This window comes from Rhizobium sp. CC-YZS058 (assembly GCF_034720595.1).
GTDB lineage: Bacteria > Pseudomonadota > Alphaproteobacteria > Rhizobiales > Rhizobiaceae > Ferranicluibacter.
Map to the genome: position 1 here is coordinate 2,166,392 of NZ_JAYESJ010000001.1, position 18,291 is coordinate 2,184,682.

Here is an 18,291-nt window from a genome sequence, read left to right on the forward strand (position 1 = left end):
CAGACTACCTCTCTTACTTCTTACGCTGGTGGCGCGAGCGCATGATGAACTTGTCGGTCGACTTGTTCGAACGGGTGCGCTTGCCCTTGGTCGGCTTGCCCCACGGGGAGACCGGATGACGGCCACCCGAGGTGCGGCCTTCACCACCGCCGTGCGGGTGGTCGACGGGGTTCATGACAACGCCGCGGTTGTGCGGGGTCTTGCCGCGCCAGCGCGTGCGACCGGCCTTGCCGTCGTTGATGTTGCCGTGGTCGGGGTTCGACACGGCGCCGACGCTGGCCAGGCACGAGGCGTGCACGAGGCGCTGTTCGCCCGAGTTCAGGCGAAGGATCGCCATGCCCTGGTCGCGACCGACCAGCTGCACATAGGTGCCGGCCGAACGGGCGATCTGGCCACCCTTGCCGGGCTTCATTTCCACATTGTGGACGATGGAGCCGACCGGGATGTACTGCAGCGGCATCGCATTGCCGGGCTTCACGTCAACCGCCTTTTCGGACGCGATGACCTTGTCGCCGACGGCGAGGCGCTGCGGGGCGATGATGTAGGCCTGCTCGCCGTCCGCATAGGTGATGAGCGCGATGAAGGCCGTGCGGTTCGGGTCGTATTCCAGACGCTCGACCGTGCCTTCCACGTCGAACTTGCGACGCTTGAAGTCGATCAGACGGTAGGTCCGCTTGTGACCGCCGCCGATGAAGCGGGCGGTGATACGGCCGAGGTTGTTACGACCGCCGCTCTTGGTCAGACCCTGGGTCAGCGCCTTGACAGGCTTGCCCTTCCAGAGGTCCGACCGGTCGACGATGACCAGCTGGCGCTGGCTCGGGGTCGTCGGATTGTAGCTTTTCAATGCCATTTTCTTGTTCCCTTGAGAGGCTTTGTCAGGGGTTGTTCAAACCGCGCTGGACGAAACCTTAGAGCCCGGTGGAGACGTCGATCGACTGACCGTCCGCAAGCGTGACGATCGCCTTCTTCACGTCCTTCTGCCGGCCGGCGAAACCACGGAACCGCTTCGTCTTGCCCTTGCGGACAAGCGTGTTGACGGCCATGACCTTGACGCCGAACAATGCTTCGACCGCAGCCTTGATCTCAGGCTTGGAGGCACCCTTGGCGACGTTGAACACGATCTGGTTCTGCTCGGAGATGAGCGTCGACTTTTCGGTGATCGACGGAGAGACGATCACATCGTAATGGCGAAGATCCGTCACTTGAACCGCTCCTCCAGAGCCTCGATCGCTGCCTTGGAAAGCACGAGCTTGCCGCGGCGCAGAATGTCGTACACGTTGATGCCCTGAACCGGCAGCACATCCACGTTCGGGATGTTCTTGGCAGCGAGCGCGAAGTTGTTGTCGAGCTCGGCGCCGCCGATGATCAGCGCATTGGTGAGGCCGAGGGTCGCGAAGTGACCCGTCAGCAGCTTGGTCTTGGCTTCGGCAGCAACCAGGTCGTCGACGACGATCAGTTCGGCAGCCTTTGCCTTGGCCGAAAGCGCGTGACGCAGGCCGAGCGCGCGGACCTTCTTGGGAAGATCATGCTCGTGGCTGCGGACAACCGGGCCGTGGGCCTTGCCGCCGCCGCGGAACTGCGGAGCGCGGGCAGAGTGATGGCGGGCGCGGCCCGTACCCTTCTGCTTGTACATCTTGGCGCCCGTGCGGGACACTTCGCCACGCGTCAGGGTCTTGTGCGTGCCCTGCTGCTTCTTGGCGAGCTGCCAGCGAATAACGCGGGCGATGATGTCTTCACGCGGCTCGAGGCCGAAGATGGCGTCGGAGAGGGAGACCTTGCCGGCGTCCTTCCCTTCCAGGGTGGTGACGGTGAGATCCATTATTCGGCTCCCTCATTGGCTGCTGCACGGACACCGGCCGGACGCGGAGCGTTTTCCGGGATGCTGGCCTTGATGGCGTCGCGGACGACGATCCAGGAGCCCTTGGAGCCGGGAACGGCACCCTTGACGAGGATCAGACCGCGGTCTTCATCGGTGGATACGACTTCGAGGTTTTGGGTGGTGATGCGGGTCTGGCCCATGTGGCCGGCCATGCGCTTGCCCTTCCAGACGCGGCCCGGATCCTGGTTGGAACCGGTCGAACCATGCGAACGGTGCGAGACCGAGACGCCGTGGGTCGCACGCAGACCGCCGAAGTTGTGGCGCTTCATGGCGCCGGCGAAGCCCTTACCGATCGAGGTGCCCGTGACGTCGACCAGCTGGCCGGCGACGAAATGGGACGCCGTCAGCTCGGCGCCGATGTCGATCAGGTTGTCTTCGGTCACGCGGAATTCGACGAGCTTGGCCTTCGGCTCGACGTTGGCAGCGGCGAAGTGGCCGCGCTGTGCCTTGGTCGTGTTCTTGACCTTCGTCTGGCCGGCGCCGAGCTGAACGGCAACGTAGCCGTTCTTTTCTTCGGTCCGGTGAGAGACGACCTGGCAGTTCTCCATCCGCAGGACGGTTACCGGGATATGTTCGCCGGCGTCGTTATAGACCCGGGTCATTCCCACTTTCTGTGCAATCACACCTGAACGCATCGGTTCATTCCTCTTCGAGTCCCTGTCGGGGCAAGCCCCTCCAGCCTCTTGTTCAAGGCTTCCATCCGGCATTTCCGCCTTTGGTCACCCGTTTCTGGAAGCCGTTGAGCCTTGGGCTCACGTACCTTCCTTGTTATATCCGCCGGCAAGAGCCCGATCGCCGCCACACGAAGCAGCGGAATCACACTCTGTCCTGCGGAGGCCTTCTATCGCCGCTCGCGCGGGACTTAAAGCTTGATTTCGACGTCGACACCAGCGGCGAGGTCGAGCTTCATCAGGGCGTCGACCGTCTGGGGGGTCGGATCGACGATGTCGAGAAGGCGCTTGTGGGTGCGCATCTCGAACTGCTCGCGGCTCTTCTTGTCGATGTGGGGCGAGCGGTTGACGGTGAACTTCTCGATCCGCGTGGGAAGCGGAACCGGGCCGCGAACGCTGGCGCCGGTGCGCTTGGCGGTCGACACGATTTCGCGCGTGGAGGCATCGAGGATCCGGTGATCGAACGCCTTCAGGCGGATGCGGATATTCTGGCCGTTCATTCGACTAGTCCTTGCTGGTTTCCGTATGGCAGTGCCATACGCCAAATCTTCAAATTGTTACGGCCGGCCGCTCTTTGTCAAAAAACGCAGGGACCGGAGAAGCTCCCGTCCCTGCTTGAGGCAAGCGGCCCTGCCCGCCCGGTCGATTACTCGACGATCGAAGCGACGATGCCGGCGCCGACGGTGCGGCCGCCTTCGCGGATAGCGAAGCGCAGCTTTTCTTCCATCGCGATCGGAACGATCAGCTCGACGTCAACCGTGACGTTGTCGCCCGGCATGACCATTTCCGTGCCTTCCGGAAGCGTGACGATGCCCGTCACGTCCGTCGTGCGGAAGTAGAACTGCGGACGATAGTTCGTGAAGAACGGCGTATGACGGCCGCCTTCTTCCTTCGTCAGGATGTAGGCTTCGGCCTTGAACTTCTTGTGCGGCTTGACCGAACCCGGCTTGCAGAGAATCTGGCCACGCTCGACGCCGTCACGGTTCACGCCGCGCAGCAGCGCGCCGATGTTGTCGCCGGCCTGGCCCTGGTCGAGCAGCTTGCGGAACATTTCAACGCCGGTGCAGGTCGTCTTGGTGGTCGGACGGATGCCGACGATCTCGATTTCCTCGCCGACCTTGACGATGCCACGCTCGACGCGGCCGGTCACGACCGTACCGCGGCCCGAGATCGAGAACACGTCTTCGATCGGCATCAGGAAGGGCTGGTCGATCGGACGTTCCGGGGTCGGGATATAGGCGTCGACCTGAGCCATCAGCTCGCGGATCGCGTCTTCGCCGATCTTCTTGTCCGAGTCTTCGAGAGCGGCCAGAGCCGAACCCTTGACGATCGGAATGTCGTCGCCGGGGAAGTCGTAGGACGACAGCAGTTCGCGCACTTCCAGCTCGACGAGCTCGAGAAGCTCGGCGTCGTCAACCTGGTCGACCTTGTTCAGGAACACGACGATCGCCGGAACGCCGACCTGACGGGCGAGCAGGATGTGCTCGCGGGTCTGCGGCATCGGGCCGTCGGCGGCCGAGCAGACGAGGATCGCGCCGTCCATCTGGGCAGCACCGGTGATCATGTTCTTCACATAGTCGGCGTGGCCGGGGCAGTCGACGTGGGCATAGTGACGGTTGGCCGTCTCGTATTCGACGTGAGCCGTCGAGATGGTGATGCCGCGGGCCTTTTCTTCCGGAGCCGCGTCGATCTGGTCATACGCCTTGAACTCGCCGAAATACTTCGTGATCGCCGCCGTCAGCGACGTCTTGCCATGGTCGACGTGACCGATCGTCCCGATGTTCACGTGCGGCTTGTTGCGCTCAAACTTGCTCTTTGCCATTTTCGGCTCTCCATTTCTTGCCCCAGAAGGGGTCGAATTCTGTTGCGGCTAGAGGGTCGCTCCGGTCACTTCTGACCGGAGTACTTCGCCTGGATTTCGGTGGCGACATTGCTCGGGACCGGTGCGTAATGGTCGAAGACCATCGAGTACTGGGCGCGGCCCTGGCTCATGGAGCGCAGGTTGTCGACATACTTGAACATGTTGGCAAGCGGCACATTGGCGCTGATCACCACGGCAACGCCGCGGCTTTCCTGGCCCTGGATCTGGCCGCGACGGGAGTTGAGGTCGCCGATCACGTCACCGACGTAATCTTCGGGCGTCACGACCTCCACCTTCATCATCGGCTCGAGCAGCTGTGCGCCAGCTTCGCGGGATGCTTCACGGAAGCAGGCACGCGACGCGATTTCGAAGGCGAGAACCGAGGAGTCGACGTCGTGGAAGGCGCCGTCGATCAGCGTCGCCTTGACGCCGAGCATCGGGAAGCCTGCCAGCGGACCGGAGGACAGAACGCTCTCGATGCCCTTCTGGACGCCGGGAATGTATTCCTTCGGAACGGAACCGCCGACGATCTTCGATTCGAAAACGAAATCTTCGCCATCCGGATTGGGTTCGAACACCAGCTTGACGCGGGCGAACTGGCCGGTACCACCGGTCTGCTTCTTGTGCGTGTAGTCCTTCTCGGTCTTCCGCGTGATGGTTTCGCGGTAGGCAACCTGCGGCGCACCGACGTTCGCCTCGACCTTGAACTCGCGACGCATGCGGTCGACGATGATGTCGAGGTGCAGTTCGCCCATGCCGGCGATGATCGTCTGGCCGGATTCCTGGTCGGTCTTGACGCGGAAGGACGGGTCTTCGGCCGCCAGGCGGTTGAGCGCGAGGCCCATCTTTTCCTGGTCGCCCTTGGACTTCGGCTCGATCGCGATCTGGATGACCGGCTCGGGGAATTCCATGCGCTCGAGGATGACCGGCTTCAGCGGATCGCAGAGCGTGTCGCCCGTCGTGGTTTCCTTGAGACCGGCGAGAGCAACGATGTCGCCAGCAAAGGCTTCTTCGATGTCTTCACGCGAGTTGGAGTGCATCTGCAGCATGCGGCCGACGCGCTCGCGCTTTTCCTTGACCGTGTTCATGACCGACGAGCCCTTTTCGAGCTTGCCGGAATAGATGCGGGCGAAGGTGAGCGAACCGACGAAGGGGTCGTTCATGATCTTGAAGGCGAGCATGGAAAGCGGCTCGGCATCATCGGCATGACGCTCGATTTCGCCTTCCGTCTTCACGTCGATGCCCTTGATCGCCGGAATGTCGATCGGCGACGGCAGGTAGTCGACGACAGCGTCGAGCAGCGGCTGAACGCCCTTGTTCTTGAAGGCCGTGCCGCAGAACATCGGGTGGAACTTGACGTCGATCGTGCCACGGCGAACCAGCGCACGGATCTTGTCGTTGTCCGGCATATCGCCGTTCAGATAGGCTTCCATCGCGTCTTCGTCGATCTCGACAACGGTCTCGATCAGCTTTTCGCGATATTCCTCGGCCTGGGCCTTCATGTCTTCTGGAATCTCGACGACATCCCACTGGGCGCCGAGCGATTCGTCGCGCCAGACGAGCGCGTTCATCTCGACGAGGTCGATCACGCCCTTGAAGTCGCTTTCAGCGCCGATCGGCAGCTGCATGACGACCGGAATCGCGCCGAGGCGCGACTTGATCATCGACACCGAGCGGTAGAAGTCCGCACCGGTCTTGTCCATCTTGTTGCAGAAGATCATCCGCGGGACGTTGTACTTTTCAGCCTGGCGCCACACGGTTTCGGTCTGCGGCTCGACGCCGGCATTGGCGTCGAGGAGGGCGATCGCGCCGTCGAGAACGCGCAGCGAACGCTCGACTTCGATGGTGAAGTCGACATGGCCGGGGGTGTCGATGATGTTGAAGCGGCGCATCTTGCCGTCACGGCCCTTCCAGAAGGTCGTGGTGGCGGCAGAGGTGATGGTGATGCCGCGTTCCTGCTCCTGCTCCATCCAGTCCATGGTGGCAGCGCCGTCGTGCACTTCGCCGATCTTGTGCGACTTGCCGGTGTAGTAAAGAATCCGCTCGGTCGTCGTCGTCTTGCCGGCGTCGATATGCGCCATGATGCCGAAGTTGCGGTAGTCTTCGATTTTATATTCGCGAGCCATGATGGACTGCCTTTCGAAAGATGTCGTCGATTACCAGCGGTAGTGCGAGAAAGCGCGGTTGGCGTCAGCCATCTTGTGGGTGTCTTCACGCTTCTTCACAGCGCTGCCGCGGTTGTTGGCGGCATCCATGAGTTCGCCGCAGAGGCGATCGATCATGGTCGTTTCATTGCGCTTGCGGGCAGCGGAGATCAGCCAGCGGATGGCGAGAGCCTGACGGCGCTCCGGACGCACATCGACCGGAACCTGGTAGGTCGCACCGCCGACGCGGCGGGAGCGGACTTCGACATGGGGAGCGATGTTGTCGAGAGCCGAATGGAACACGGTCACCGGTTCCTGCTTCATCTTCGCCTGAACGGCATCGAAGGCACCGTACACGATGTTTTCGGCAACAGACTTCTTACCATGAAGCATGATGGCGTTCATGAACTTCGTGACGACCAGATCACCGAACTTCGGATCCGGGTTGATCTCACGCTTTTCTGCACTGTGGCGACGGGACATAGGTTTCGTCTCTCAACTTTATCTTTGTTTGCCCGGCGAAATGGCGCCGGTGATCGATTACTTCGGACGCTTCGCGCCGTACTTGGAGCGGCGCTGCTTGCGGTTCTTGACGCCCTGGGTGTCGAGAACGCCGCGGATGATGTGGTAGCGAACGCCCGGCAAGTCCTTGACGCGGCCGCCACGGATCATGACGACGGAGTGTTCCTGCAGGTTGTGGCCTTCGCCTGGAATATAGCCGATGACTTCGAAGCCATTGGTCAGACGGATCTTGGCGACCTTACGCAGAGCCGAGTTCGGCTTCTTCGGCGTCGTCGTGTAGACGCGGGTGCAGACGCCACGCTTCTGCGGGTTTTCCTGCAGAGCCGGGACCTTGTTGCGCTTGACCTGTGCCTGACGCGGCTTGCGGATCAGCTGGTTTACGGTAGGCATAGAACCATCCCTTGCAAATCTTAATCTCAATGCCCTTTCGGGCGGATCGATGCCGTCTCCGGCGGGCGCGAACGCGTGCAAATGCGCAAAACAAGGGCCGATCCGCCTTTTCGCGGATGGCCCCACCAAAGCAGAGGACGCCGCTTCAAAACGGCGTCGTGCGTGCAGCATTCTTGGTCTTCAGCGTGCGTTTGAACCTTGTTTGAGGCGAACTCCAGAACGCGTCGTTCCGAACCAGCCAGCCTCACATGGGCTCCGATGGGGCGGGGTTTACTGATTTCACCCCTCCCCGTCAAGGGTTCAGGCACAAGATTCTCCCCGCCGATCGCACGCCAACCCCGAGAAACAGGGCTTTCGAGCTGGTTTTTGCGGTGGATGCGGCCCCACTCGCTAGCCATGGGCGCGGCCATTCCGTTCCCCGCCGCGGGAATCGCTTTGACAGGGGCTTGGCGAGAATCGATGCCGGCACGGTTGTTTTTCCGGGAACGAATTGTGGCGGCCGGATCTTCTGCTATAGGTCGAACATTACCCTCCCGGACAGTCAGCAAGGACCTGCCATGAGCGTCATCCCCGACAACGACAACAATTCCGATGGGCCCATGGTCTTCATCATCATCGGCAAGGCCTTCGAAAAGGAGACCGGCGAAGAAGGCGTGGATATCCACGTCATCCTGCGCGCCCCCGATGACGACACCGCCGTCCGCGAGGCCCTGAACGCGCTCGCCGACGAAGGCTTCCTCGAAGCCGACCTCGACCAGATCGGCGTGCTGGAAGGCGAGCCTGACGAAGAGCCGCATGCTTCGGCCTACAAGGGCGCCCTGACGGGTGAAGTCGCGATCATCCGGTTTGGATAATGCCCATGCCTCCACTCGACCACGTTTGATGCGCGAGCTGCGCACCGCGCTGTTCGACTGCTTCTGAACGAATACCAAAAAAGCCGCCCGGATCGCTCCGGGCGGCTTTCTTCATGCCTGCACTCCTTGCCCCGGCTTATTCTGCCGGGGTCGTGTCTGCGTTGAGGTCGGCCAGCATCGGGGTCGCGGTGTCCGCGCCCGAGGACTTGCGGCGTTCCTCCAGGATCATCTCGTCGCGCGCGGTGGCGATGCGACGGATCTGGGTCATGGTGCCACCGGTACCGGCCGGGATCAGACGGCCGACGATGACGTTTTCCTTCAGGCCCTGCAGGCCGTCGGTCTTGCCGGCGATCGCCGCTTCCGTCAGCACCTTGGTCGTTTCCTGGAAGGACGCGGCCGAGATGAAGGACGGGGTCTGCAGCGAGGCCTTTGTGATGCCGAGCAGGACAGGCTCGCCGTAGGCCGGCTTCTTGCCCTGTTCAATCAGTTGATCGTTGACATCTTCCAGTTCGATCCGGTCGACGCTGTCGCCCACGATGTAGGTCGAGTCACCGGCATCGGTGATTTCGACCTTCTGCAGCATCTGGCGAACGATCACCTCGATGTGCTTGTCGTTGATGACAACGCCCTGCAGGCGGTAGACTTCCTGGATCTCGTTGACGAGGTAGGAGGCCAGAGCCTCCACGCCCTTGATCGCCAGGATGTCGTGCGGCGCCGGGTTACCGTCGAGGATGTAGTCACCCTTTTCGATATAGTCGCCGTCCTGAAGGTGGAAGGGCTTGCCCTTCGGGATCAGGTACTCGACCGGCTCGACACCGTCTTCCGCCGGCTCGATCAGCACGCGACGCTTGTTCTTGTAGTCGCGGCCGAAGCGGATGGTGCCGTCGATCTCGGCGATGATCGCATGGTCCTTCGGACGACGCGCCTCGAAGAGTTCGGCCACACGCGGCAGACCGCCGGTAATGTCCTTGGTCTTGGCGCTTTCGAGCGGCGAGCGTGCCAGAACGTCACCCTGGGAGACCTTCTGACCCGGCTCGACCGACAGGATCGCATCGACCGAGAGCATGAAGCGGGCTTCGCCACCGCGGGACAGCTTGGCAACCGCGCCGTTTTTGTCCTTGATGACGATCGCCGGCTTCAGGTCCGTGCCGCGCGGCGTCGAGCGCCAGTCGATGACCTGGCGCTTGGTGATGCCGGTCGCTTCGTCGGTCGCTTCCAGCACCGAGATGCCGTCGACGATGTCTTCGAAGTGAACGGTGCCTTCGACTTCCGTCATCATCGGGCGGGTATAGGGATCCCATTCCGCCAGACGCTGACCGCGGCGAACCTTGTCGCCGTCGTCCACGAAGATCTTCGAGCCATAGGCCACGCGCTGAGAGGACCGTTCCACGCCACGCTCGTCCAGGATCTGGATCGCCATGTTGCGGCCCATGGCGATGAGAACGCCTTCGGAGTTGCGCAGCATGTTGCGGTTCTTGATCTGGATCGTGCCCTCGTAGGAGGCTTCGAGGAACGACTGGTCGACCACGTTGGCGGTGCCGCCGAGGTGGAAGGTGCGCATGGTGAGCTGGGTGCCCGGCTCGCCGATCGACTGGGCCGCGATGACGCCCACGGCTTCGCCCATGTTGACGGGCGTGCCGCGTGCCAGGTCGCGACCGTAGCAGACGCCGCAGACGCCGGTCTGCACTTCGCAGGTCAGCGCCGAGCGGATGCGGATCGACTGGATGCCCGCCTTTTCGATCTCGATGACATCGGCCTCGAGGATCATGCGGCCGGCATCGACGATGCGCTCGCCGGTGATCGGGTGGTCGATGTTGTCGAGTGCGGTGCGGCCAAGGACGCGCGCGCCGATCGAGGCAACCACCTGGCCGGCATCGACGATGGCGGTCATGGTGAGGCCGTTCTCGGTGCCGCAATCGGTCGAGTTGACGATGCAATCCTGCGCGACGTCGACGAGACGACGGGTCAGGTAGCCGGAGTTCGCCGTCTTCAGCGCCGTATCCGCGAGACCCTTGCGGGCGCCGTGGGTGGAGTTGAAGTACTCGTTAACCGTCAGGCCTTCCTTGAAGTTCGAGATGATCGGCGTCTCGATGATTTCACCGGAGGGCTTGGCCATCAGGCCGCGCATGCCGCCGAGCTGGCGCATCTGGTTCGGCGAACCGCGGGCGCCAGAGTGCGACATCATGTAGATGGCGTTCATCGGCTTCTGGCGACCGTTGTCGTCGAACTCCACCGCCTTGATGCGCGCCATCATGTCTTCGGCGACTTTTTCGGTGGCCTTGCCCCAGGCGTCGACGACCTTGTTGTACTTCTCGCCCTGGGTGATCAGGCCGTCATTGTACTGCTGCTCGTATTCCTTGACGAGATTTTCGGTGTCGCCGACGATCTTCGCCTTGGTTTCCGGGATCACCATGTCGTCCTTGCCGAACGAAATGCCGGCGCGGCAGGCATGGGCAAAGCCGAGCTGCATGATCCGGTCGCAGAAGATGACCGTGTCCTTCTGGCCGCAATGACGGTAGACCGTGTCGATCATCTTGGAGATGTTCTTCTTGGTCAGTTCCTGGTTGCAGACATCGAACGGCACATTGGCGCTCTTCGGCAGAAGTTCGCCGATGAGCATGCGACCGGGCGTCGTCTCATAGATCTTCGAGACCGGATTGCCGTTCTCGTCGACCGTCTTGTAGCGACCGCGGATCTTGGCGTGCAGCGTGACCGACTTGGTCTCGAGAGCATGATGCAGCTCGCCGATGTCGGAGAAGGCCATGCCTTCGCCCGGCTCGTTCTGGTTCATGATCGAGAGATAGTAGAGGCCGAGAACCATGTCCTGCGACGGCACGATGATCGGCGCGCCGTTTGCCGGATGCAGGATGTTGTTGGTCGACATCATCAGCACGCGGGCTTCGAGCTGGGCTTCGAGCGACAGCGGCACGTGAACGGCCATCTGGTCGCCGTCGAAGTCGGCGTTGAAGGCCGTGCAGACGAGCGGATGCAGCTGGATGGCCTTGCCTTCGACGAGCGTCGGTTCGAAGGCCTGGATGCCCAAGCGGTGCAGCGTCGGTGCGCGGTTCAAGAGAACCGGATGCTCGCGGATGACCTCATCGAGGATATCCCAGACTTCCGGCTTTTCCTTCTCGACCAGCTTCTTGGCCTGCTTGACGGTCGAGGAGAAGCCCTTGGCGTCAAGACGGGCATAGATGAACGGCTTGAACAGCTCGAGCGCCATCTTCTTCGGCAGGCCGCACTGGTGCAGCTTCAGCTCCGGGCCGGTCACGATGACCGAGCGGCCGGAATAGTCGACGCGCTTGCCGAGCAGGTTCTGGCGGAACCGGCCCTGCTTGCCCTTCAGCATGTCGGAGAGCGACTTCAGCGGGCGCTTGTTGGCCCCCGTGATGACGCGGCCGCGACGGCCGTTGTCGAACAGCGCATCGACGGATTCCTGCAGCATGCGCTTTTCGTTGCGGATGATGATGCCCGGCGCCCGCAGTTCGATCAGCCGCTTCAAACGATTGTTGCGGTTGATGACCCGGCGATAGAGATCGTTGAGATCCGACGTCGCGAAGCGGCCGCCATCGAGCGGCACGAGCGGACGCAGATCCGGCGGGATCACCGGAACGACCTTCATGATCATCCATTCCGGACGGTTGCCGGATTCCATGAAGTTCTCGACGATCTTCAGGCGCTTCATCAGCTTCTTCTGCTTTAGCTCGGACGTGGTATCCGCCATGTCCGAACGCAGATCGCCCGCGATCTTTTCGAGATTCATCGCGGCGAGCATCTCATAGATGGCTTCCGCGCCGATCATCGCCGTGAACTGGTCTTCGCCGAACTCGTCGACGGCCAGCATGTACTCCTCCTCGGAGAGAAGCTGGTTCTCCTTGAGCGAGGTCAGGCCTGGTTCGGTGACGATGTAGTTCTCGAAATAGAGAACGCGCTCGATATCCTTCAGCGTCATGTCGAGCAGCGTGGCGATGCGGCTCGGCAGCGACTTCAGGAACCAGATATGGGCAACGGGAGCGGCGAGCTCGATATGGCCCATGCGCTCGCGGCGAACGCGCGACAACGTGACTTCGACGCCGCACTTTTCGCAGATGATGCCCTTGTACTTCATGCGCTTGTACTTGCCGCACAGGCACTCGTAGTCCTTGATCGGCCCGAAGATGCGCGCGCAGAAGAGACCGTCGCGCTCCGGCTTGAACGTGCGGTAGTTGATCGTTTCCGGCTTCTTGATCTCGCCATAGGACCAGGAAAGGATCTTTTCCGGCGAGGCGATCGAGATGCGGATGGAATCAAAGGTCTGTGCAGGCACCTGCGGATTGAAAAGATTCATGACCTCTTGGTTCATGCCTGTCTCCTTGTGGGCGTGACGCCCTTATCATGAGCGGGTTGCCGGCTTTCCCGGGCGCCGGCCCTGCTCGTCTATCGGATGACGCCGCTCGTTCGAGCGGCCCTGCCCTGCCCTCATCGGGTGGGCAGCGCGCGCCGCAGAGGAGCGGCACGCGCCTTTTCGATCCTTATTCAGCCGCGTCCGGCAGCTGGGTTGCCGGCACGTCTTCCAGCTTGGAGTTCTCGAGCTCGACCGAGAGACCCAGCGAGCGCATTTCCTTGACGAGAACGTTGAAGCTCTCGGGAATGCCGGCCTCGAAGGTGTCGTCGCCGCGCACGATGGCCTCGTAGACCTTCGTACGGCCGGCCACGTCGTCCGACTTGACCGTGAGCATCTCCTGCAGCGTGTAGGCCGCACCATAGGCTTCCAGCGCCCAGACCTCCATTTCGCCGAAGCGCTGACCGCCGAACTGCGCCTTGCCGCCGAGCGGCTGCTGGGTGACCAGCGAGTAGGGGCCGATCGAACGGGCGTGGATCTTGTCGTCCACCAAGTGGTTGAGCTTCAGCATGTAGATGTAGCCGACGGTGACCTGCCGGTCGAACTGGTCGCCCGTACGCCCGTCATAGAGCGTGGACTGACCGGTGACCTTCAGGCCTGCCTGCGCAAGCATCTCGTTGACGTCCTTCTCGACCGCGCCGTCGAAGACGGGCGTGGCGATGGAGACGCCGCGGCGGGTCTGTTCGGCAAGGCGAACGATGGACTCGTCGTCATACTGCTTGATCGGCTCGCCCTTCGGACCGGACCCGATGACGCTGTCGATGGTGTCGCGCAGCGGCTCGATGCTGCCGCCTGCCTTGTAGGCATCCAGCATATCGCCGATCTGGCGGCCCATGCCCGCGCAGGCCCAGCCAAGGTGGGTCTCGAGGATCTGGCCGACATTCATGCGCGAGGGCACGCCGAGCGGGTTGAGAACGACGTCCACATGCGTCCCGTCTTCGAGGAACGGCATGTCCTCGATCGGCACGATGCGGGAGACGACGCCCTTGTTGCCGTGACGGCCCGCCATCTTGTCGCCCGGCTGGATCTTGCGCTTCACAGCGACGAAGACCTTGACCATCTTCATGACGCCCGGGGGCATTTCATCGCCGCGCTGGACCTTCTCGACCTTGTCCATGAAGCGATGCTCGAGCAGCGACTTGGACTCGTCGTACTGACCACGCAGCGCTTCAATCTCGCCTTGGGCCTTCTCGTCCTCGACGGCAAACATCCACCACTGCGAGCGGGGATATTCGGACACAACCGCATTGGTCAGTTCCGTGCCCTTCTTGAAGCCCTTCGGGCCGGCGACGGCCACGTGGCCACGCAGCATGTCGATCAGACGGGCATAGACGTTGCGGTCCAGGATCGCCTGTTCGTCGTCGCGGTCCTTGGCCAGGCGCTCGATTTCCTCGCGCTCGATCGCCATGGCGCGCTCGTCCTTTTCCACCCCGTGGCGGTTGAAGACGCGCACTTCGACGATGGTGCCGAAGGTGCCGGGCGGCATGCGCATGGAGGTGTCGCGCACATCCGATGCCTTTTCGCCGAAGATGGCGCGCAGGAGCTTTTCTTCCGGCGTCATCGGGCTTTCGCCCTTCGGCGTGATCTTGCCGACCAGGATATCGCCCGGCTGCACTTCCGCACCGATATAGACGATGCCGGCTTCGTCCAGATTCTTCAGCGCTTCTTCCGAGACGTTCGGAATGTCGCGGGTGATTTCTTCCGGACCCAGCTTCGTGTCACGCGCCATCACTTCGAATTCCTCGATGTGGATGGAGGTGAACACGTCGTCGCGCACGATCCGCTCGGAAAGCAGGATCGAGTCTTCGTAGTTGTAGCCGTTCCAGGGCATGAAGGCGACGAGTGCGTTGCGGCCGAGCGCCAGATCGCCGAGATCCGTCGACGGGCCGTCGGCAATGATGTCGCCCTTGTTCAGAACGTCGCCGACGGTGACCAGCGGACGCTGGTTGACGCAGGTGTTCTGGTTCGACCGCTGGAACTTCTGCAGGCGGTAGATATCAACGCCGGACTTGCCGGCTTCGAGATCTTCCGTGGCGCGGATGACGATACGGGTCGCGTCGACCTGGTCGACGATGCCGCCGCGGCGCGCCGCGATCGCAGCACCGGAGTCACGCGCAACGATCGGCTCCATCCCGGTGCCCACGAACGGCGCTTCGGCACGCAGAAGCGGCACGGCCTGGCGCTGCATGTTCGAGCCCATCAGCGCGCGGTTCGCATCGTCGTTCTCGAGGAACGGGATGAGAGCGGCGGCGACGGAGACGAGCTGCTTCGGCGAGACGTCCATCAGGTTGATCTGATCGCGCGGCGCGAGCATCACTTCGCCGGCATGGCGGCAGACGACGAATTCTTCCTCGAATTCATTGTCGGCGGTCAGCACCGAATTCGCCTGGGCGACATGGTACTTGGCCTCTTCCATGGCGGAGAGATAGACGACGTCCTTCGTCACCTTGCCGTCGACGATCTTGCGGTACGGGCTTTCGATGAAGCCGTACTTGTTGACGCGGGCAAAGGTGGCGAGCGAGTTGATCAGACCGATGTTCGGGCCTTCCGGCGTCTCGATCGGGCAGATGCGGCCATAATGGGTCGGGTGAACGTCGCGGACTTCGAAGCCGGCGCGCTCGCGGGTCAGACCGCCCGGGCCAAGTGCCGAAAGACGGCGCTTGTGGGTGATTTCCGAGAGCGGGTTCACCTGGTCCATGAACTGCGACAGCTGCGAGGAGCCGAAGAATTCGCGCACGGCGGCAGCCGCCGGCTTGGCGTTGATCAGGTCCTGCGGCATGACCGTGTCGATCTCGATCGACGACATGCGCTCCTTGATGGCGCGCTCCATGCGCAGAAGACCCAGGCGATACTGGTTCTCCATGAGCTCGCCGACCGAACGGACGCGGCGGTTGCCGAGGTTGTCGATGTCGTCGATCTCGCCCTTGCCGTCACGCAGCTCGACCAGCATCTTGACGACAGCCAGAATGTCTTCCTTGCGCAGGATGCGCACGGTGTCGGCGGCGTCGAGGTCGAGACGCATGTTCATCTTCACGCGGCCGACGGCGGAGAGATCGTAGCGCTCCGGATCGAAAAACAGCGTGTTGAACATGGCTTCGGCCGAATCCATGGTCGGCGGCTCGCCCGGGCGCATGACGCGGTAGATGTCGAACAGAGCGTCCTGACGGTTCTCGTTCTTGTCGACGGCGAGCGTGTTGCGGATGTAGGCGCCGACATTGATATGGTCGATGTCGAGAACCGGGATTTCTTCGAACCCTGCGCCGAGGATGACGCCGAGAGTCTTCTCGTCGATCTCGTCGCCGGCTTCGAGGAAGATTTCGCCCGTCTGCATGTTGACGAGGTCTTCGGCAAGGTAGTTGCCGTAGAGATCGTCGTCGCTGGCCTTGATCGCCTTCAGGCCCTTCTCCGACAGCTGGCGGAGCAGGCGCGGCGTCAGCTTCTTGCCGGATTCGACCACGACTTCGCCGGTATCGGCGTCGATCAGGTCGGTCAGCGCCTTCTGGCCCTTCAGCGCGTTCGGCTGGAAGGGAATGCGCCAGCCCTTACCGTCACGCTGGTAGAAGGACTTCGTGTAGAAGGTGTCGAGGATCTCCTCGCCATCCATGCCGAGCGCCATCAGGAGCGAGCTGACGGGGATCTTGCGGCGACGGTCGATGCGCGCATGCACGATGTCCTTGGCGTCGAACTCGATGTCGAGCCAGGAGCCGCGATAGGGGATGACGCGGGCTGCGAAGAGCAGCTTGCCGGAGGAATGGCTCTTGCCCTTGTCATGGTCGAAGAACACGCCCGGCGAACGGTGCATCTGCGAAACGATGACGCGCTCGGTGCCGTTGACGATGAACGTGCCGTTGTTCGTCATGAGCGGCATGTCGCCCATGTAGACGTTCTGTTCCTTGATGTCCTTGATCGACTTCGCGCCGGTATCCTCGTCGATATCGAACACGATGAGGCGCAGCGTCACCTTAAGCGGCGCTGCATAGGTCAGATCGCGCTGACGGCACTCGTCGACGTCGAACTTCGGCGGTTCGAATTCGTAGGACACGAATTCGAGCATCGAAGCGCCCGAGAAGTCGGTGATGGGGAAGACGGACTTGAAGACGGCCTGCAGCCCTTCCTCGGGACGGCCGCCGACCGGCTCGTCAACCATCAGGAACTGGTCGTAGGAGGCCTTCTGAACCTCGATGAGGTTCGGCATTTCTGCCACTTCAGGGATTTTGCCGAAAAACTTGCGTACGCGCCTACGACCGTTGAACGAAAGGGTCTGAGCCATCGTCGCTCCTTCAATGTTTTGCATCCGGGCCTGCAACGGACGGGAACAGATGGCCAGTCGGCCCCGTCGACATGAGTGGCTCAATCTCGTTCAACGTCCGAAAACGCACAGCGCGGATTGCTGAGCTGCCTTCGGCCGGAACCATCCTCTTGAGAACCCATTACCCAAAAGCCTCAATCAAGGGCTTTTGGGTAATACGTTCGGAAAACGGTCAAAGAGAGGCAGCCCTTTCGGGCCGCCTCCCCCTGATATGGAGCACGATTACTTGACGTCGACCTTGGCGCCAGCGTCTTCGAGCTTCTTCTTGAGGTCGGCAGCTTCGCCCTTGGACACGCCTTCCTTGACGGCCTTCGGAGCAGCTTCGACCAGGTCCTTGGCTTCCTTGAGGCCAAGGCCGGTGATCGCGCGGACTTCCTTGATGACGTTGATCTTGTTCGCGCCGGCATCAGCGAGGATGACGTCGAACTCGGTCTTTTCTTCTTCAGCCGGAGCAGCAGCGGCACCACCGCCGGCAGCAGCAACGGCAACCGGAGCAGCGGCGGAAACGCCCCACTTTTCTTCGAGCATCTTCGACAGTTCTGCAGCTTCCAGAACGGTCAGCGAGGAGAGGTCTTCAACGATCTTAGAGAGATCAGCCATTGTCTTTAGTCCTTTTGTTCAGTTCGAACCGATGTTGATGTAAACAGCGAAAAACCGCCTCACGCGGCTTCTTCGTCCTTCTTGGCATAGGCCGCGAACACGCGGGCAAGCTGGCTTGCCGGTGCCGCAACAACGCCCGCGATCCGGGTGGCCGGGGTCTGGATCATGCCCAGCAACCTGCCACGCAGCTCGTCCAGCGAAGGCAGGGTCGCAAGCGACTTGACAGCTTCCGCATTGAGCGTTGTCGTTCCCATGGCGCCGCCCAGAACAACGACCTTGTCGTTGGTCTTGGCGAAATCCACGGTGACCTTGGGAGCCACGATCGGGTCGACGCTGTAAGCAATCAGCGTCTGGCCCTTGAAGAGATCGACGATCCCTTCGGACTCCGTACCCTGAAGGGCAATCTTGGCCAGGCGGTTCTTCGCGACTTTGACGGTGCCGCCCGCAGCGCGCATCTTCGAACGGAAGTCGTTCATTTGCGCAACGGTGACGCCGGCATAGTGGGCCACGACAACCGAACCGGAAGCCTTGAAGACTTCGTTCAGCTCCGTGACGAATTCGCGTTTTTCCGCTCTTTCCACTGCCTATCTCCAGTTGGCAGACCGCAATCCTGCAGGCCTGCCGGGTTTGCCTTTGCCGCGCGGGACCGAAACCGATCCCGAGCGACGCTCGAGGATCCT

The 18,291-nt window shown here is 62.0% G+C and carries 15 protein-coding genes; 1 reads left to right on the forward strand and 14 read right to left on the reverse strand.

Annotated features, from left to right (window positions below; all coding sequences use genetic code 11):
- Positions 1-13: 13 nt before the first annotated feature.
- From rplB to rpsL, 9 genes are all read right to left on the reverse strand, one after another.
- Positions 14-850: a 50S ribosomal protein L2 gene (rplB, locus tag U8330_RS10410; protein ID WP_323105205.1), complete on the reverse strand. Its 837-nt coding sequence runs from the start codon at positions 848-850 to the stop codon at positions 14-16.
- 58 nt (positions 851-908) lie between these two features.
- Positions 909-1,202 carry a 50S ribosomal protein L23 gene (locus U8330_RS10415; RefSeq protein ID WP_323105206.1) on the reverse strand — a complete coding sequence of 98 codons (294 nt, stop codon included), beginning with the start codon at positions 1,200-1,202 and terminating at the stop codon, positions 909-911.
- The gene (gene rplD / locus U8330_RS10420; RefSeq protein WP_323105207.1) at positions 1,199-1,819 is read right to left on the reverse strand and encodes a 50S ribosomal protein L4; all 621 of its coding nucleotides are present in this window, start codon (positions 1,817-1,819) and stop codon (positions 1,199-1,201) included. Before rplD ends, U8330_RS10415 begins: the two co-directional genes overlap by 4 nt.
- A complete protein-coding gene (gene rplC, locus U8330_RS10425) occupies positions 1,819-2,514 on the reverse strand; it encodes a 50S ribosomal protein L3 (protein WP_323105208.1) in 696 nt (231 codons plus the stop codon). The genes rplD and rplC overlap by 1 nt, the downstream gene beginning before the upstream one ends.
- Before the next feature lie 227 nt (positions 2,515-2,741).
- Positions 2,742-3,050 carry a 30S ribosomal protein S10 gene (rpsJ, locus tag U8330_RS10430; RefSeq protein WP_003547547.1) on the reverse strand — a complete coding sequence of 103 codons (309 nt, stop codon included), beginning with the start codon at positions 3,048-3,050 and terminating at the stop codon, positions 2,742-2,744.
- A gap of 146 nt (positions 3,051-3,196) precedes the next feature.
- Positions 3,197-4,372 (reverse strand): elongation factor Tu, encoded by a 1,176-nt coding sequence (tuf, locus tag U8330_RS10435; protein WP_323105222.1) that lies wholly within the window; start codon positions 4,370-4,372, stop codon positions 3,197-3,199.
- 65 nt (positions 4,373-4,437) lie between these two features.
- Positions 4,438-6,537, reverse strand: a complete 2,100-nt coding sequence (gene fusA / locus U8330_RS10440; protein WP_323105223.1) for an elongation factor G — start codon at positions 6,535-6,537, stop codon at positions 4,438-4,440.
- Positions 6,538-6,567: 30 nt separating this feature from the next.
- On the reverse strand, positions 6,568-7,038 hold the full coding sequence (gene rpsG / locus U8330_RS10445; protein WP_323105224.1) for a 30S ribosomal protein S7: 471 nt from the start codon (positions 7,036-7,038) through the stop codon (positions 6,568-6,570).
- A 57-nt stretch (positions 7,039-7,095) separates the two neighbouring features.
- On the reverse strand, positions 7,096-7,467 hold the full coding sequence (gene rpsL, locus U8330_RS10450) for a 30S ribosomal protein S12 (protein WP_003507760.1): 372 nt from the start codon (positions 7,465-7,467) through the stop codon (positions 7,096-7,098).
- 557 nt (positions 7,468-8,024) lie between these two features.
- Between rpsL and U8330_RS10455 the strand changes: the two genes are divergently transcribed.
- Positions 8,025-8,321: a transcriptional regulator gene (locus U8330_RS10455; protein ID WP_323105225.1), complete on the forward strand. Its 297-nt coding sequence runs from the start codon at positions 8,025-8,027 to the stop codon at positions 8,319-8,321.
- Here U8330_RS10455 and U8330_RS10460 read toward each other — a convergent pair.
- From U8330_RS10460 to rplJ, 5 genes are all read right to left on the reverse strand, one after another.
- Positions 8,305-8,436 (reverse strand): hypothetical protein, encoded by a 132-nt coding sequence (locus U8330_RS10460; protein WP_323105226.1) that lies wholly within the window; start codon positions 8,434-8,436, stop codon positions 8,305-8,307. The genes U8330_RS10455 and U8330_RS10460 overlap by 17 nt on opposite strands.
- Before the next feature lie 21 nt (positions 8,437-8,457).
- Positions 8,458-12,663, reverse strand: coding sequence for a DNA-directed RNA polymerase subunit beta' (gene rpoC / locus U8330_RS10465; protein WP_323105227.1), 4,206 nt, complete (start codon positions 12,661-12,663; stop codon positions 8,458-8,460).
- Positions 12,664-12,832: 169 nt separating this feature from the next.
- Positions 12,833-16,972, reverse strand: coding sequence for a DNA-directed RNA polymerase subunit beta (gene rpoB / locus U8330_RS10470; protein ID WP_323105228.1), 4,140 nt, complete (start codon positions 16,970-16,972; stop codon positions 12,833-12,835).
- Positions 16,973-17,233: 261 nt separating this feature from the next.
- Complete coding sequence (rplL, locus tag U8330_RS10475) at positions 17,234-17,611, reverse strand: 50S ribosomal protein L7/L12 (protein WP_323105229.1); 378 nt, start codon at positions 17,609-17,611, stop codon at positions 17,234-17,236.
- A gap of 59 nt (positions 17,612-17,670) precedes the next feature.
- Positions 17,671-18,192: a 50S ribosomal protein L10 gene (rplJ, locus tag U8330_RS10480; protein ID WP_323105230.1), complete on the reverse strand. Its 522-nt coding sequence runs from the start codon at positions 18,190-18,192 to the stop codon at positions 17,671-17,673.
- Positions 18,193-18,291 lie beyond the last annotated feature (99 nt).

Bases quoted from the DNA above. Each gene is read 5' to 3' on its own strand.
- rpsG (WP_323105224.1), bottom strand. From the start codon at position 7,038: ATGTCCCGTCGCCACAGTGCAGAAAAGCGTGAGATCAACCCGGATCCG.
- U8330_RS10455 (WP_323105225.1), top strand. From the start codon at position 8,025: ATGAGCGTCATCCCCGACAACGACAACAATTCCGATGGGCCCATGGTC.
- rplB (WP_323105205.1), bottom strand. From the start codon at position 850: ATGGCATTGAAAAGCTACAATCCGACGACCCCGAGCCAGCGCCAGCTG.
- rpsL (WP_003507760.1), bottom strand. From the start codon at position 7,467: ATGCCTACCGTAAACCAGCTGATCCGCAAGCCGCGTCAGGCACAGGTC.
- rplD (WP_323105207.1), bottom strand. From the start codon at position 1,819: ATGGATCTCACCGTCACCACCCTGGAAGGGAAGGACGCCGGCAAGGTC.
- tuf (WP_323105222.1), bottom strand. From the start codon at position 4,372: ATGGCAAAGAGCAAGTTTGAGCGCAACAAGCCGCACGTGAACATCGGG.
- U8330_RS10460 (WP_323105226.1), bottom strand. From the start codon at position 8,436: ATGAAGAAAGCCGCCCGGAGCGATCCGGGCGGCTTTTTTGGTATTCGT.
- fusA (WP_323105223.1), bottom strand. From the start codon at position 6,537: ATGGCTCGCGAATATAAAATCGAAGACTACCGCAACTTCGGCATCATG.
- rplC (WP_323105208.1), bottom strand. From the start codon at position 2,514: ATGCGTTCAGGTGTGATTGCACAGAAAGTGGGAATGACCCGGGTCTAT.
- rpoB (WP_323105228.1), bottom strand. From the start codon at position 16,972: ATGGCTCAGACCCTTTCGTTCAACGGTCGTAGGCGCGTACGCAAGTTT.
- rpoC (WP_323105227.1), bottom strand. From the start codon at position 12,663: ATGAACCAAGAGGTCATGAATCTTTTCAATCCGCAGGTGCCTGCACAG.
- rplL (WP_323105229.1), bottom strand. From the start codon at position 17,611: ATGGCTGATCTCTCTAAGATCGTTGAAGACCTCTCCTCGCTGACCGTT.
- rpsJ (WP_003547547.1), bottom strand. From the start codon at position 3,050: ATGAACGGCCAGAATATCCGCATCCGCCTGAAGGCGTTCGATCACCGG.